At 40.4% G+C, this 15,855-nt stretch carries 18 protein-coding genes; 12 read left to right on the forward strand and 6 right to left on the reverse strand.

Annotation, left to right across the window (positions count from 1 at the left end):
• Positions 1-18 precede the first annotated feature (18 nt).
• The 7 genes from I6N96_RS08245 to I6N96_RS08275 all read left to right on the forward strand — a co-directional run bounded on the left by I6N96_RS08245 (position 19) and on the right by I6N96_RS08275 (position 5,210).
• Complete coding sequence (locus I6N96_RS08245) at positions 19-336, forward strand: TIGR04197 family type VII secretion effector (RefSeq protein WP_209557087.1); 318 nt, start codon at positions 19-21, stop codon at positions 334-336.
• Positions 333-695, forward strand: a complete 363-nt coding sequence (locus I6N96_RS08250) for a DUF3958 family protein (RefSeq protein ID WP_209557088.1) — start codon at positions 333-335, stop codon at positions 693-695. The genes I6N96_RS08245 and I6N96_RS08250 overlap by 4 nt, the downstream gene beginning before the upstream one ends.
• Positions 685-2,196: a restriction endonuclease fold toxin gene (locus tag I6N96_RS08255; RefSeq protein WP_209557089.1), complete on the forward strand. Its 1,512-nt coding sequence runs from the start codon at positions 685-687 to the stop codon at positions 2,194-2,196. Before I6N96_RS08250 ends, I6N96_RS08255 begins: the two co-directional genes overlap by 11 nt.
• A 1-nt stretch (position 2,197) precedes the next feature.
• Positions 2,198-2,569 (forward strand): hypothetical protein, encoded by a 372-nt coding sequence (locus I6N96_RS08260; RefSeq protein ID WP_209557090.1) that lies wholly within the window; start codon positions 2,198-2,200, stop codon positions 2,567-2,569.
• Between the two features lie 239 nt (positions 2,570-2,808).
• Positions 2,809-3,144, forward strand: a complete 336-nt coding sequence (locus I6N96_RS08265; protein ID WP_209557091.1) for a hypothetical protein — start codon at positions 2,809-2,811, stop codon at positions 3,142-3,144.
• Between the two features lie 521 nt (positions 3,145-3,665).
• The gene (locus I6N96_RS08270) at positions 3,666-4,337 is read left to right on the forward strand and encodes a hypothetical protein (protein WP_209557092.1); all 672 of its coding nucleotides are present in this window, start codon (positions 3,666-3,668) and stop codon (positions 4,335-4,337) included.
• Positions 4,338-5,210, forward strand: a complete 873-nt coding sequence (locus I6N96_RS08275) for a sce7725 family protein (RefSeq protein WP_209557093.1) — start codon at positions 4,338-4,340, stop codon at positions 5,208-5,210.
• Positions 5,211-5,259: 49 nt separating this feature from the next.
• Here the strand turns inward: I6N96_RS08275 and I6N96_RS08280 are convergent, their stop codons facing one another.
• Positions 5,260-5,913 carry a GntR family transcriptional regulator gene (locus I6N96_RS08280; protein WP_209557094.1) on the reverse strand — a complete coding sequence of 218 codons (654 nt, stop codon included), beginning with the start codon at positions 5,911-5,913 and terminating at the stop codon, positions 5,260-5,262.
• A 132-nt stretch (positions 5,914-6,045) separates the two neighbouring features.
• On the opposite strand from I6N96_RS08280, the gene I6N96_RS08285 reads away from it, so the two are divergent.
• Genes I6N96_RS08285 through I6N96_RS08305 form a run of 5 tightly spaced genes read left to right on the forward strand, consistent with a single transcriptional unit; the run spans position 6,046 to position 10,095 of the window.
• A complete protein-coding gene (locus I6N96_RS08285; RefSeq protein ID WP_209557095.1) occupies positions 6,046-6,960 on the forward strand; it encodes a phosphate/phosphite/phosphonate ABC transporter substrate-binding protein in 915 nt (304 codons plus the stop codon).
• A gap of 2 nt (positions 6,961-6,962) precedes the next feature.
• Positions 6,963-7,781, forward strand: coding sequence for a phosphonate ABC transporter ATP-binding protein (gene phnC / locus I6N96_RS08290; RefSeq protein WP_209557096.1), 819 nt, complete (start codon positions 6,963-6,965; stop codon positions 7,779-7,781).
• Positions 7,768-8,562: a phosphonate ABC transporter, permease protein PhnE gene (gene phnE / locus I6N96_RS08295; RefSeq protein WP_209557097.1), complete on the forward strand. Its 795-nt coding sequence runs from the start codon at positions 7,768-7,770 to the stop codon at positions 8,560-8,562. Before phnC ends, phnE begins: the two co-directional genes overlap by 14 nt.
• Before the next feature lie 10 nt (positions 8,563-8,572).
• A complete protein-coding gene (locus I6N96_RS08300; protein ID WP_209557098.1) occupies positions 8,573-9,358 on the forward strand; it encodes a PhnE/PtxC family ABC transporter permease in 786 nt (261 codons plus the stop codon).
• 11 nt (positions 9,359-9,369) lie between these two features.
• Complete coding sequence (locus tag I6N96_RS08305) at positions 9,370-10,095, forward strand: tyrosine-protein phosphatase (protein WP_209557099.1); 726 nt, start codon at positions 9,370-9,372, stop codon at positions 10,093-10,095.
• A gap of 91 nt (positions 10,096-10,186) precedes the next feature.
• On the opposite strand, the gene I6N96_RS08310 is transcribed toward I6N96_RS08305, so the two are convergent.
• The 5 genes from I6N96_RS08310 to I6N96_RS08330 form a co-directional block, all read right to left on the reverse strand.
• Positions 10,187-10,798, reverse strand: coding sequence for a YczE/YyaS/YitT family protein (locus I6N96_RS08310; RefSeq protein WP_209557100.1), 612 nt, complete (start codon positions 10,796-10,798; stop codon positions 10,187-10,189).
• A complete protein-coding gene (locus I6N96_RS08315) occupies positions 10,791-12,695 on the reverse strand; it encodes a BglG family transcription antiterminator (RefSeq protein ID WP_209557101.1) in 1,905 nt (634 codons plus the stop codon). Before I6N96_RS08315 ends, I6N96_RS08310 begins: the two co-directional genes overlap by 8 nt.
• A gap of 75 nt (positions 12,696-12,770) precedes the next feature.
• Complete coding sequence (locus tag I6N96_RS08320; protein ID WP_209557102.1) at positions 12,771-14,216, reverse strand: glycoside hydrolase family 1 protein; 1,446 nt, start codon at positions 14,214-14,216, stop codon at positions 12,771-12,773.
• An 11-nt stretch (positions 14,217-14,227) separates the two neighbouring features.
• Positions 14,228-14,569: a PTS sugar transporter subunit IIA gene (locus I6N96_RS08325; protein ID WP_209557103.1), complete on the reverse strand. Its 342-nt coding sequence runs from the start codon at positions 14,567-14,569 to the stop codon at positions 14,228-14,230.
• 22 nt (positions 14,570-14,591) lie between these two features.
• Positions 14,592-15,854 (reverse strand): PTS sugar transporter subunit IIC, encoded by a 1,263-nt coding sequence (locus I6N96_RS08330; protein ID WP_209557104.1) that lies wholly within the window; start codon positions 15,852-15,854, stop codon positions 14,592-14,594.
• Between the last annotated feature and the right edge of the window lies 1 nt (position 15,855).

Raw genomic sequence — 15,855 nt, forward strand, 5'->3', positions numbered from 1 at the left:
CAAAAAAGGAGGTTTACCATGAGTGATGGAAAGGAAGTAAAAAGTGATTCGGCAGTTGCCGGACAAGTTGCTACAAAGATTGCTAGTTCTCTAGATGGTGCTGCCGGTGGCGGAGCAATACTGACAGACACACAAACAACCGTTGGAGGAAACCAAAATGCACAGGACGCGATCCAATCAATGTTCGGCGCCCAGAATAAAATAGTGCAGGCGATCGGGCAGGCTTCTAACAATCTGCAAAGTATTGCCAGTGAATTTGAAGCCGCAGATCAAGCGACAAGAAAATTGATTTCGTCTATTTCAATCCCCTCGCCTATAAAAGGTGTGGGAGAATGACAAAATCATTGGAAGAAATCCAACAAGAAGAACGTCAATTAGAGGTTGATTTGGAACAGGTTGACGATGAGACAAGGCACCTAAAACAAATTGAAGAAGAGTATGACGACTTCTTCTACCATACATCGATCGCCTTCACAGAAATGGACGAACAATTTGAAAAAAATGACTTCAACTGGTACTTAAGCGATCGACTCGATGGATTACGTCATCAGCGATTTCATATTTTTACTGGACTGGACGAAGAACAGCAACAATTAAACAAGCAAAAACAAGCGATAACGGACACGCAAAGTGAGCTTTTCTACGAACGTAAAACCATGCTTACCAAAAAGGAGGTAAGCATAAATGAACGTTAGTATGTTTGTCGGCACTTCTCAAAGTCAAGCGTCCAGTGTCTTATCAAAAAGTCAACATGATCAGCAAGCCTATGAACGTATGTTGCAGGCATTGCAGCAGTTTATTAATGAAGATCGGTTGAGTTCTACCGCCTACACAAATGCGAAGGGTTTTTACAGCGCAGTGTTGACTCCGTTGGCAAAAGCAGGTATCTTACTCTCAGAAGCCGTTGGAGAAGCTTGTCAAAAGTTCGTTCAGGACTATCAATCCAACGTAGACAGCGGCGACTTGAAATCAGATGAGCTTGAGGAAAAAATCCGCCAATTGGATATGCGCATCAGCCAGTTAGATTCAATTCGTGCGACAATTGAAGGAAAGGATTTAGCCGATAATTTCAAGATTCGCCAGTTAAATCAAAACAGTCAGGCAAAAACGCTGTTAGAGGATTCAAAAAAAGTGTTGCAGGAGAAATTAGATAAGCTCTTAGAGTTTCATGGGACTTCTCCTGATATTTTTTCTGCTATTTCAGAGTTAGAATCCATCGTTAATCAGGGAGCTGCTCAAGCAGGGAGTTCATTTACCGGCAGCGGATTTTCAATTCCTACCGACCTTGGTTGGACATCAAGTGTAGCAGAGAAATGGCAAACCAGAACCGATAATATCAAGAAAAAGGAAAAGGAATTCCACGAGAAGAATATCAAGGAACTTGAAAAGCATAACGTGTACGCTTGGCCTTATGAAGACCCAGAAACCAAAGAAATAAAAATCATGTGGTTTATCGACAAAGACGGCGTGAGAGTCTTTGATAAGGAACTGCAGGACTATGTAGAGAGATACGGAAAAAACTTAGAAGGAATTTATGAAGTTGTCGGATGGGATAAAATCTACGAGTTGGACCTCGCGGCAAGACGCAGAGGCGATGGGAAAAATTACCTTAATTCGAACCAGCTGGAAAATTGGAAGACCTATAGTCAAGTGGGGGCGCATGTAGAATCTGCTTACTGGATGGCAAATAAAACTGGATTACTGGATTTAGCATTGATGGCTGGACTCGCTTATGTCAATAAAAAGACAAAGGTGTCTACCTCTTCTAATGTGGCGAATGTGCTGGATGATGCAGCAGATGCTAAGAAAGCCAGTGGGGCTGAAATAGGTATTGAATTATCTGATAACGTGAGAGAATTAATGGAAGCTGGAAAATACCGTGAAGCCTTAGATTTTCATTATGAGGATTTGATAAGGAGACAAACAGGTGGAAGTAGTCAAATCCTTCAAGGAAGAGAAATTGATGTTGTAACAGACGACATGCTAATACAAGCTAAGAGATCATATACTGCATTAGAGAAACCTAAGAACTTTTTAAGCAAAAGTACCAGAAAGCAAATAAAAGAAACAGCTAGAATAGCTAGTGAAACTGGTAGGCAAGGTGAGTATTGGTTTAAATATGGTTGTCATCCAGATGTTAGAAAGTATATTGAATCAAAAGGGCTAAAAGTTATTGAAGGATTAGGGAGGAATTAATATGGCAAAGTATCTATCTCTTAGGGGTTGGATTGAATGTGATGAACAGGATTTAGAAGAAATTAAGCAAAAGTTGATTGAAAGTCAAGAAAATATAGAAAAGTATCCTCTAGATTTTGAACAAGCAGAATATTATTCTAAAGGTTGGAGATTTCCTGAAAATAATATTGGTTGGAGCTCATATATTTTTTATGGAGCTGATATAAAGAATTATGCTTTAGATTACATCATATTTCAATTTGAAAATATTACAGATGTGAACGAAGAGATTATCGGTTATTTATTCATTTCAGATGATGAAGGAGAAGAAAGCAAAGTATTAAAATTTAACAAACAGAGCTATAAAACTGATGTATTGGATATTTTAGAATAGACAAAAAAGGCACTCTATCATAAGACTGGTAATCAAATGATAGAGCCTTGAATAGTATAAACCATAACTCACTAATCAAGCTACCAATAGAGCGAACAAAAAGTGAGCTGTATTTATTGTACAGAAAGTTAAAGGACCTTTCTAGTCTTTTCAAATGTTTCTTTAATGTACAATCAGCTAATTCTTAGACTGTTAAAACGATATCAGCAGGTAACTAAAGATTAGGAGAGTAATTAATTATGAACGAGAATAAGTATGGGATGAAAGCAACAGTAAGAATAATATTTCAAGGTGACTTAGAACAGTTATCTATTTTGTTACAAGAAAAGTTAAATATACCAGAGTTTTGGTTTGATACAGATGAACAGCCACCTCATGGTGAAATTGGATTTTGTGAGGTGTTTGGGTTGGAACTGGAGATTAAAAATTTTGAAGGTGATTCGACTGATTACATTTTAGATGTTATCACAACAGATTCTTTTACGGAAATAGCAGCTGGTAGGATGTATGACATCTCTCAATGGCTTGCAGATTATATTGCCTTCTCATGCAAACTAACAACATTTATTGATTAAATATTTCATATATACAAAGGAAGACTTTAAGTGTTCAATAATATCTAATATTTTCGTAAAAGTGAGGGGGAAATAAAAGGGCACTCTACCACTCAACAGGAATCGAGTAGATAGAGCCTTCACTAGTAAGAGCGAACTCACTAATCAAGTTGCCAATAGCTAACAAAAACTAGCTGTGTTTATTGCACAAAGATTCAGTGGATTTTGTGAGTAGGTATTTGAAGTAAGTTCAGGTAATTTGTCGACTATTAAAACGGTATCAGCAGGAAACAAAGCTGATACCGTTTTTCATGCATCAATAATTCTAGGCGAAGAGACTTGCCCTTTAGTTTTTATAATACTTTGATTATATTACCAGCTCACAAAAAAATAAAATCATTATTTAGCACATTGTCCAATGTATCACTTCTAAACTTTTCTATTATTTATTTCTAAAACTAAAAGATTCCTCTTCACATACACGAACGTATGTTTTATAGTATAAGAATACGACGAAATATTTAAAACTAAAGGAGTCTGTCATGAAAACATCGCTGACGATCCAAATGGAAGAAGCACTGTATTATTACTGTCGGGAAAATGGCGATATCGTTATTGAAGAGGTCGGAATGCCGGATGATCAGGGGATTGTCGATACCTTGAGCTGTCGACTGCTTCCTGACAATCAATTTGAATGGCGCTGTTATGAGCTGAAGGTCAGCAAAGCCGATTTTCGTTCAAAAGCCAAGCTTTCCTTCATCGGTCATTACAATTATTTTGTTTTACCTGAAGCACTGTTTGAAAAGGTAAAGGATGAGATTCCAGCCCATATTGGTGTAATGGTCTACCATCAATACCTTTCCCCAGAGGATCAAGCCTTGCCCGGATATTTTACTATAGAGAAAAAACCGAAAAAACAAGAGCTGCTAGTCAATGAACAGGCACTGATTTTCCGACTGATCGGCGCACAAGCTAGAGAGGTTGGAAAAGCCAAGCAAACAGCACGAGGGTTAAGAGTTTTTTCAACAGACCAAATCTACAAAGAGCTGAAAAAACGAGAGCCGGATTATGATCTGTTCGGCGGAGGTGTAAATTTTTACGATCGCTTCATAGAGGATATTCAAGAACAGGCAGTTGAAGCGTTGAAGGATGAACTGGAAGCAACACGTGCTGCTTATTTTGAGCTGGAACAGAGACTACTGGAGGAAGAATAGATGTATTATCCCTACTTTAGAGGTAAACAGTATGATTTATTTGCGTTGACTGCTCTTTTGGAAAACGATCTGCTTTCTCCTGATGTTCAGCCCATTATTGAACCCGTCAAAAATTCCAAGGCATTACAAAAATTTACCGCCCTGTCTCAACAGAAAAATCAGCCGTTTTATTTGATTCAGAACCCACAGGCTGGTGATTTTTTAACAGCAGATGGAATGGAGCACCTGCGATCACTACAGCTGTCGAAGGCGCTGATTGTTGAACAGCCAATTGAGACACTGACTGAATCACCAGAGCTGTTCATTGTCGGTGACTCCGTCCCAACACTTGAAAGCGACTGGCAGCATAACCAGACGAAGGTGCTTGTACCAGAGGAGTTTCGATTACTGAGAAAGGTCAAGGGGCAGAAAATCCTTTCTCAAGATGTCTTTACCCGTCTGCCTCGTTCCAGTTTTTATCAGGAATGTACAGATGAGCTCTTTTCTATCGCCCACCTGACTTATCGGAAAAGAGGCTTTGTCGGCTTCAGTGATTTCTCGATCGACAGTCGGATTTATTATGAGCATAGCTATCCTTCAAGTATTTTGAGTCTCCACCTCGTTTATTTCGATGATGAAAAATTGAGGATCCACCACTTTCTTTCCAGTGAAGACGCTCCTACTCAAAAAGAGAAATTCTTTGAAATGATAGATGAAATCAATAAATGGACAGTTCGCTTATGCGGTAAACAGCTGACCTTCGGGCTTCAATTATTATTAGATGCGGCCGCAGCGGATAAGTTCCCCGGTATGGGTGTTATGCGCAAAGCAGCAGTCATGCATCATTTGGAATTGATGTCACGTTATCTAAATAAAAAGGAATCAGCGAATTAGTTCGCTGATTCCTTTTTTTCACTATATTTATCCTTCCGCTCACAATTCCTTACAAATGCCCATAATGAAGAATTTGGTTATTCGCATATTCTTGGTAGTTCTTCAGTGTGTCTATTGCTTCCCCATACTTCTCCTCATTGATCGAATCAAGAAACTCTTGAAAAAATAAAACCGTACTACGTTTTTTTTCAGGAGCATTTTTAGGGTCAGACATTTTATGGTAAAGAGAGGTGCTGATTTGACGACCTAGCAAAGCCTTATATGTCGGTACCAACAAATTGTTACCGCTCGCCTTCATGATATTCATATAGACTTCAGGCATCTTATTGATGTAATGAACATAATCTTCCGCTGCTCTGTATGCTTTTGCCTCATCTAGCTTTTGCTGAATCTTTTCAATATCAAAAGAACCCAAGCCAACGTTGACTTGTTCCACAGCCAGCATCATCCACTGCACACAAATCTGGGTGATATCAACCATCTCCTTGACCGAAGCTTCCCGCAAAGTAACCCCACGATTCTTTTGATAGCTTACCAGACCTTCCAACTCCAACTGCTTTAAGGCAGAACGGATTGGGGTCCGACTGATCCCCATTTGCTTGGAGAGAGAGGCTTCTGACAGTAAATCATCCGGATTTATTTTTCCATATAAAATGGCATGTCGCAGCTCTTTATAAGTTGTCGTTTCAATTGAATTAACCATTTGTTAACTTCCTTTACAAACAATTTACACAAATATAACTCAATATTGATGATTTCTTGTGTTCTCTAACAGTATACTACAAGTGTTCAGTAGTATACCACTAAAAATAATTTTGAAGGGGTTTTACCAATCATGAAAAATGTAAAAATTGCTGCATTGATGCTTTTAAGCGCTCTGACTATGGGGATTGTTTCAGGGTGTGGAAATACAGATTCTGCCGCTTCTGCTACAAAGGAAGTAGAAAAAATCACAATCGTACAAATGCCGGATGAAAACAATCCGGATGCCGGTACAAAAAATAACGACTTCAAAAATGACATGGAAAAAGCGTTAGGTATCAAAGTAGAAGAATTGGAAGGTGCAGAATATTCCGTGGGGATCGAAGCAATGAAATCAGGAAAGCTCGATGTTCTACTTGTCTCTCCCATGAGCTACTATCAGGCAAGAAAAGTTGCCGGTGCCGAGCCTTTAGTTACTACAACATCCATGGGTGAAGAACCTTACAAAACAGTGTTCATCGTCAATAAGAATGATCAAGCTACGAAAACGCTGGCAGATTTAAAAGGAAAAACCTTTGCTTTTGTGGACCCGGCTTCTTCCTCTGGCTATATGTTTCCAAAATCCATGCTGGTCAACACACTCGACCTTGATCCTGACAAGCTGGAAAATCCGGATTACTTTTTCAAAACCGTCACGTATTCAGGTAAGCATGATTCCAGTATCATGGGTGTTGTAAAGGGAGATTATGAAGCTGCCGCTGTTGCCGGACAAACCATTCCTTCTCTCGTTGAAGCCGGGATAATCAAAGATGATGACGTCAGAATCATCGGTGAAACTGAAGTTATTCCTAACGCCTGCTTTGTTGTTCGAGCAGATTTGCCACAGGAATTCAAAGATAAATTAAAAAACTTCTATTTAGATTACAGTAATACCGATTATTTCAAAGCCCTCTATGGGAGTGAGGATGTTCGATTTATTGAAGCAAAAGATGAGGATTACGCGATTGTTGAAGAAATGGTGAACACGTTGAAAATCGAGGAGGAATAGCTGTGAATACAAAACTGCTGGAAATTTCGAATCTAAAAAAGACCTATGATCAAAAAAATTATGCTCTGAAGGGCATTGATTTGTGTATTGAAAAAGGCGAATTTATTGTTGTTATTGGTCCTTCCGGTGCAGGAAAATCAACGTTTATCCGTGCAATCAATCGCATGATCGAGCCTTCTGAAGGGACGATTGCTTTTGATGGTATCCCTATGGAAAAAATCAAAGGGCGGGATTTAAGAGAACAGCGGGCAAATATTGGTATGATTTTTCAGCATTATAATCTGATCAATCGTTCGAATGTTATCAAAAATGTCATGCACGGTCGTCTCGGAAGTGTTTCTTTTATAAAAAGCTTATTCGGTCTTTATCCGGAAATTGACAAAAAAGAAGCCTTCGAATTGTTGGAAAAAGTTGGATTAGGCGCACACATTTATAAACGCGCAGGAGATCTTTCCGGCGGTCAAATGCAGCGGGTGGGTATTTGTAGAGCCATCATGCAGCGTCCGAAGTTGATACTGGCTGATGAACCTATTGCTTCATTAGATCCCAATTCTGCGACAATCATCATGCAGCACTTGAGAAATGTCACGGATGAACGAGGAATCACCTGTATCGTAAACCTCCACCAAGTCGACTTCGCAAAGAAGTATGCAACCAGAATCATCGGTATCAAGGATGGACAGGTCGTCTTTGATGGTGCTCCGGCACACCTGACCGAAGAAACGATTGCTGATATCTACGTGGGCAAAGAAGAACAAATGAAGCTTACTGCTGAAAATCAGGAACTCGATAAAGGAGCGTTGATTTATGGAGAGATCTGATCGCTCTGCTTACCACGCAACGTCAAGAAGCCCCCTTCTTTTCGCAAAAACTTTGGCAGTTCTTGGCGTCATTGGTTTTTCCTTTGCCTATTTAAATGTCAATATTCTGGATATTATCCTAAGTTTTCCGGACTTTGTTACATTCTTTGCAGCAAACTTTATTCCTGCAAGCTTTACAAATATCGGTACCTATCTCCCCTTATTAGTGGATACTATCCTATTCGCTGTTATTGGGACCTACTGCTCGGCATTCCTCGCCTTCTTTTTTGGCTTGCTGATGTCTGAGCAAACCAATCCGTTCCATTGGCTGCGACTTGTGGTACGTGCGTTTATCTCCTTTTTAAGAAACATCCCGATCCTCGTTTGGGCTTCACTATTGGTCTATATTTTTGGGATTGGCAACATGGTAGGTTTATTCGCTTTGGTTATCGCAACCTTAGGCTTTCTTGCTCGCTCTTATGCCGACTCGATCGATGAGATAGGCAGCACGAAACTGGAGGCGCTTCGAGCAAGCGGTGCTTCTTATCTGCAGATCCTTTTTCATGGGCTGATTCCTGAATTCATCCCCTCTTGGATCAACTGGACACTGTTTTCTTTTGAAATCAATATTCGCGCGTCTTCCATTCTCGGTATGGTTGGCGCCGGCGGGATTGGGATCATGATTCAGACAAATATACGGCTATTCAAGTATCATGAAGCTTTTTCTCTCATCATTCTTCTAGTACTGATGGTGCTGATTACAGAGTTTCTTGTCAATCAACTGCGTAAGTATTTAATGTGAGGAGCCTTTTATGAAAACAAAAATACATTTATCCAGCACTCGTGAACGTTGGACACTCTCTTTGACAGCTGTTGCTCTACTTGTTTTCTTTATTTTTTGTGTCAATCAGCTGAATCTTGAAACTGGGAAATTTTTTCAGCGATTTTGGGAAGCCGGGACAGTCATACAACGATTTTTCTCTTTGAATTTTTCAGATACTACATCAATTCTACAAGAGCTGTTCACATCTATTTGTATGGCAATTGCAGGGCTTGCAATCGGTTTTATTCTATCCCTTATTTTCAGTTTTTTGGGCGCTTCTAATACTGCACCACACAAGTTTTTTTCAGTCCTTATCAAAAGCTTTATAGGGATCATTCGAGCAGTTCCTGCCCTTGTATGGATTTTGATCGTTGTCGCCAGCTTAGGATTTGGTAATACAGCCGGAGTCGTTGGACTGGTTTTCCCAACAACTGGTTATTTGACAAAATCCTTCATGAGTTCTATTGAAGAACAAGATCCGGCTATCCTCGAAATGATGAGGTCTACTGGTGCCAACTGGTTTCAAACAATTACAGAAGGCTTACTCCCCGGACTGGTAACACCTTTTCTTTCATGGACATCGATTCGACTTGAATCAAACATTGCGGAATCGATATCCTTGGGGATGGTTGGTGCTGGAGGGATCGGTATGCTGCTGGTCAAAGCAATCGGCAAATATGACTATCCAATGATTTCTACTATTATTCTATTTATCTTCGTTACAATGATTACTGTTGAACTGCTGATTGGACGAATAAAAAAATCACTTAGATAGGAGTAATTATTATGGCATATATGACAAGACTTCCTTTGGAAGGAACCTTTAACACAAGAGAGCTCGGCGGATATCCGACAATATCCGGCATCACTAACTGGCAGACTTTTTTGCGTAGCGATGATCTTTTTTCCATGACATCAAAAGATATTGCTTATTTGGAAAATTATGGTGTTCAGACGATCATTGATTTGAGAAGTGAGGATGAGGTCAAAAAGCGTCCCTGCCCATCACTGCAATCGATTGATTACAAAAACCTCCCATTGATCACTGGCAATATTCCAGATGCAACTAAATTACCTCCAGGTGAATCATATTCCATGGGAGAATTTTACCTTTCTTGCCTTCAGCATGGATCAGATAGGATTAAAGTTGTGTTAGACTGTATTGCTGAAAGCGAAGGCTGTACACTCTTCCACTGTGCAGCCGGAAAGGACCGAACAGGAATTATCGCAGCTCTGTTACTGGGACTGGCAGAAGTTGGTCGGGAAGATATTATCGCAAACTATCAGACGACCCATACATATCTTCAAGCCAATCCAGTTTTCAGCCAGCCTCAAATAGCAGGTTTTCCAATAGAGATGCTGTATTCCTCTCCAGATTACATTGCCTGTGTTCTTGATTATCTGATGACTCACTATTATTCTGTAACACATTATTTAACAGAGATTGGTGTGTCAGAGACAACCGTCAAAACTATCGCTGAACGCTTTGTGCGGTCTAATGAACTTGTCTGAACGCATACGGTGGTCAAAGCTATTACAAAAAAGCGAACAGAGCAGAAATGCTCCATTCGCTTTTTCGTTTAAATCAATGATAGTTATATAATTAATTTTTAATTAGCCGCCATCGTTCAATGCCCGAAAGAAACAACTCAATCATCGGTCCCAGTAAGAACACAGCAAACAGCGTCCCCAGACCAACTCTGCTTCCCAATAGTACACCTACAGCAACAATTGAAAAATCCAAGATGATCCGTCCTGTTTTCAAGGATAGGTGAAGGATACCACATACACTCAGCATCATGCCCTCTAGCGGACCAGAGCCTAAATTACCAGATAAATAAATGGCTGTCCCAAGCGCCATAAGAACAAAGCCCAGAAACGAGAACAACAGATTGTCATGAATGATCGTTATTTTGGAAAAGAATGGCTCACTGAATCGAATCGCTTCTCCTACAGCTAATGCATTGATCAAACTACCGATACCAAGCAGATTTTTGTTGTATAAAAAAGTGATGAGCAAAAACAATAGACTAAGCAGTTGACTCCATCTACTGAAGGGAATCGGCGTATAGTTGATAAGACCAAGAATCAGTGTACTGACTGAATCAAACCCCTGATTCGCTGAAACAATCAATTGGATACCGATCCCCATCAAAACCGTTCCAAGAAAAACAATCAGCACCCGATAGATGAGTTGTCTCTGTTCTTTATTCATCCGCATCTACCAGCATCTTCAATTTCAAAATAAATTCGTCATAATCTTCCGCCAGACTCAACTGTCTTGTATTGATGGGTTCTGAAACGATTTCGATGAACTTCTCAAAAAACTCATTGAATTCTGCAGCTTCTTCCTTGTTGATTGCAACCATCGCTACTAGCTTGACTGGATAAGCCGACCAGACGACCGGCTCCTGTAAGGTCATGATTGCGACACCGCTTTTCAGCGCATCAACTTCTACAGAGTGAGGCACCGCAATTCCAGAGGGGAAACTAGTTGGTGACATTTCCTCCCTCTTTTCGACATTTTGAGAAAATACTCGATCGACATATTGACAGTCAACCAGCCGCTGATTGATTTGATCACGAATCTCCTTAGGTGTCAGGTCAGAAGGATCGATTTGATTGAAATACAATTCCCCTGAGACAAATTGCTGGATGTAGCGATACATTCGCTTCTTTTCTTTTTGTACTTTTAAGGCAGATAGTCTCTTTTCTATTTTCCGACTATCCTTACTCGTCAGAAAAGGATGAATGAAGACTGCCCCTGCATACTGTGAGGCCAGCTGGCGATCAGTAGTCAACAGTATGTCATACAGCGTATGATCGATCGTCTCTCGCTCCCCTGTCAGGAGGATGATTTCTGCACCGAAATCTTGTTCCAGCTTTTTTTCAAGCTTACTTTTGAGATCATGGTAGTCATTGACGACCAGCAGAATCGTAATACGTCCATGGTATTTTTTTCGTGTTTCCAGAAATGAACCGATATGCAGAGCAATAAAGGAAATTTCATCATCATTGAACCAAATATCCAGCTCCTCTTGAATCAATGAGGAAATATAGACAGACAAATCATAGGTCAACGGATACCCTGTTTTCAAGTCCAGCAAGCTGCTGTTTCGAGTAAACGTCTCATAGTGGGAACGATAATAAAGACTTTGAACATGGATTGCCAGCTTATTGAAAAATTCCGGATCATCCAGCTTGATCAGATACGTCTTCTCTACCATAGCCAGAACCGAATGCAATGTTTCAATAATTCGCTGATCAACAAATTCAGCAAGCTTTTCATCTTCTCTGTTTGCCAATGTCTCATTCTGCATCCCAATAAACAGTAGAGACAACTGCTCAAGCTCAGCCTCTGAAAAGTGTATTTCGTACTCCCCAGCCAGTGTTTCTGCAATTTCTTTAGCTAGCTGATACTCCTGTCGTTCTACTAAATTCGAATATTCTTTGTTCCTTTTGATGACATGCCCCTGTCGAATACGCTCAATGCTGATTGCATAATGAAGAACAATGTTATTCAATGAATATTGATTGATTCGAATGGTATATTTTTGCAGGACCGTCAAAATTGTCTGCTGCAGCTGTTCCAAAGAAATATAACCGATCATTTCCTGAATCGTCAATTTCAGCTTTTCCTGCAGATCACTTTCATTGTATAAGAGAGAAATCATATAGCGACGCTTAGATCGCTCCGGTCCGGTCAGCTTCACACGATTTTGTTCGATAACAATATGGATCGACTGATCAGTGATTTCCTGCTTTAGCTGTTGAAGCTCATTTTTCAATGTTGATTCAGAAATAAAGAGACGCTCAGATAAATCAAACACATCTACTCCCTTAGAAGAATTTTTCAACAGCTCCAAAAATATCCGTGATTTTCGGTCTTCATTTTCTATTGTCTGTCCAGTTAAATCAATTGCAGGATTTATCTGATAGCCTTGGTTGCTGGCAATGATCAGTTGGGAAATTTCCTGGTTCATCTTCGCGATATGATTACGGATCGTCCGTGTTGTACAGCTGCAGTAGTCAGACAGCTGTTTTGCTGTTACCCAGTTCCCTTGATTTTTCGATAAAAATGCAAGGATTTCTTTTTGTTTTGCATGCCACATATCAACAGCTCCTAATAGAAAGAAAGCTGATTGCAGAGTTCTTTTTCACCCCTGCTCAACCAGCTCCTTTTTTATTTATAGAACCTCCCCGTTTGATTCGATCACTTTTTTGTACCAATGGAAGCTGTCCTTCTTGATTCGCTCGCCGGAACCGTTGCCTTCATTATCCAGATCTACATAGATAAAACCGTAACGTTTTTCCATCTGAGCAGACGAACAACTGACAATATCGATTGGTCCCCAAGCACAATACGCAATCACTTCTACACCATCATACATTGCCCGCTTCATTGCTGCAATATGCTGGGATAGATAATCAATTCGATAGTCATCATGAACCGTTCCATCCTCAAGTTTGTCATACATACCAAATCCGTTCTCAGCGACAATGATCGCTTTATGGTATCTGTCCCAATATTGGGATAATGAATTGTACAGTCCTTGCGGATCGACAGCCCAGCCCCACGGATTCGCTTTAAGGTTAGGGTTTGGTGTAACAGAGGATGGATTTAGGGTGTTCTTTGCTGCATCAACCATTTGAGAATAATAATAAGAAATCGCCAAGTAATCCATTGTATTATTTTTCAGCAAACGACGATCTTCTTCTGTGATCTCAATGGCGATATCATTTTCTGCAAAGTAGTTCAGTGCATACTGTGGATAGTCACCGTTGAACTGAACATCTGTATAAAAATATTCCATCCGATTACGCTTCATCGCCAAGATTACATCATCCGGATTACAAGAAAATGGATAAGCTGTACAATCCGCCACCATTGTTCCAATCTGCATTTCCGGATTGATTTCATGGGCAAATTCGACTAGTTTAGCGCTGGCAACAAACTGGTTGTGTACTGCCTGGTAGCTTGCTTCTTCATAATTAGCCACAGTATCGTAAGGAATAGCTGTAGAGTTGAATGGCTCAAATTGGATAAGATTGATTTGATTGATCACGATCCAGTATTTCACCTTATCTTTGTAGCGATCCAAAACAACTTTTCCATATTTCACAAACAGGTCGATTACTTTACGGTTGTTCCAGCCGCCATAATTCAGCGTGATTTCAACTGGCGTTTCATAGTGTAAAATCGTAATGATCGGTTCCATCCCCAATGCAATGATTTTATCGATCAACCGATCATAATATGCCAATCCTGCTTCACTTGGCTCAGTCTCTTCTCCAGTCGGAAAAATTCGCGTCCAATCGATCGATGTCCGGAAATTTTTAAAGCCCATCTCACTTAACAGCTCCAAATCCTGTTCGTAAGTATGATAAAAATCAATCCCATGACGTTTTGGATAATACCCCTTTTGATCTGCTAAGTTCTCCTTAACATCCGCTAAACTCATGCCTTTATGCTGATCTGCACTGATTTCCTCATTTGATTTATCCGGATAATATTTATGCAAGTCGGCTAGACTGATTCCCTTACCAGCCACCTGAAATGCACCTTCTGCCTGATTCGCTGCAATGGCACCGCCCCATAAAAAATCCTTTGGCATCTTGTATTCTTTTATCATCAGAGCGCCTCCTAATTCTCTTTATTGAATTTCTCAAATAACTTGATCAGATGCTCTCCAATCAAAATTTCACTTTGTGCTGTCATCAATGTATCCTGTGCATGGCAGAAGAGTGTCGAATAACGAATCTGCTCACCAGAAGCCTCTAACTGCAATGTGTCTGTTTGCAGACCATGTGCAATCACGACCTCCCGACGTGCTTCGCTGATTTCAGTTTTCGCCAGCTCAAAATCCACCGCCTCCAGCTTTTCCAGTGCATGAACCAAGTGATCTCTAGCATTTCCTGCGTGGACAAGAATGTTCATGGACAGCTGATTGAGCTGATCATTTTCTTCAATATAGTCTTTTTCCATCGTGTCGTCCTCCAGTTATTGTTTATGCTGTTTCCGCCTGACCGTCCTCCATCGCTTCCAGTTCTTCCTGTTTGATCAATGAATTGTCATACGCTTTAAAGAACGGCAGGAATACCAACCAAGTAACGATGAAAATCAGAATACAGACAATGATTGCTCGCCAATCCTGTGTTGCCAAATAAGAAGTGATTGGATACGGCATATACCACAGCAGGAAGGTTTGAGAAGGAACATTCACAAAGCCGAAATACATTGCGGCATATGCGATACTCGGAACCAACAATCCATTGATCCACATTGGCACCATCAAGTAGGGGTTAAATGCAATTGGCGCACCGAAAACCAATGGCTCATTGATATTGAAAATGGAAGGAACTATCACTGCTCGTCCAATCGCTTTCAATTGAGCTGACTTGCTCAACAAGAACATCATTATGGATAGAGCCAATGTTGTTCCCACTCCCCCCATTGAAGAAAAGGCATAACAGGTTTCCTGTGTAGCGATATTCACTGCTTGACCACCAGCTGCTACGGCTTCAGCATTCGCTGCAAGTCCTGCCATATATACAGGATAAATTGCAGGCATCATGACCCAGCCGGAGATCCCAAATGTGTATAAGAAAATTGGAATAAATACAGAAAGAACAAATCCCGGATAAGACTGAACGATTTTTGCTAATGGACTGAATACAAGAATCACGACATCAAAGAAATCAATATTGAATTGTACCGTAATCAACCAGCCAATCAGCAATACGATCGTAATTGGCAGTAAACTATTGAACCAGCCAACAACAAAATCAGGAATCGGCGTATCTTCATCGAAAAATGATTTCTGTGCCGCCAGATTCATAACAAAAGCAACAAACAGACCTGTGATGATTGAAAGGAACATCCCAGTCGCACCAAATCTGGATAAGATAAACGTGATCTCTCCTTCTGCGGTGATCGTCGGGAATATCAGCATCATGAACAGTACTAGAGCAGTTGCTCCTGAAATCAGCTTTTGCCCGCTGTGCCCCTTCTTTTCCATCAAATAATAAGGGATCAGAAAAGCAACGACCAGACCAAACATACCAAATGAAAAGGTGCTGATCATTGAGAAGTCCGGCATTCCTTTAAACACATTCTGTAAGAGCGACACAACGGTTACAAGAGAGCCGACAAATACCAAGGGCAGTGCTGCCATGATCGAATCCTGAATCGCTGATACCCACGGATTCTTTACTACCTTATTGACCTTTGGAGCAAATGTATTCGTCATAAAATCCATAATTTTATTCATT

Source organism: Enterococcus larvae (assembly GCF_017830045.1).
Classification (GTDB): Bacteria; Bacillota; Bacilli; order Lactobacillales; family Enterococcaceae; genus Enterococcus_L; species Enterococcus_L larvae.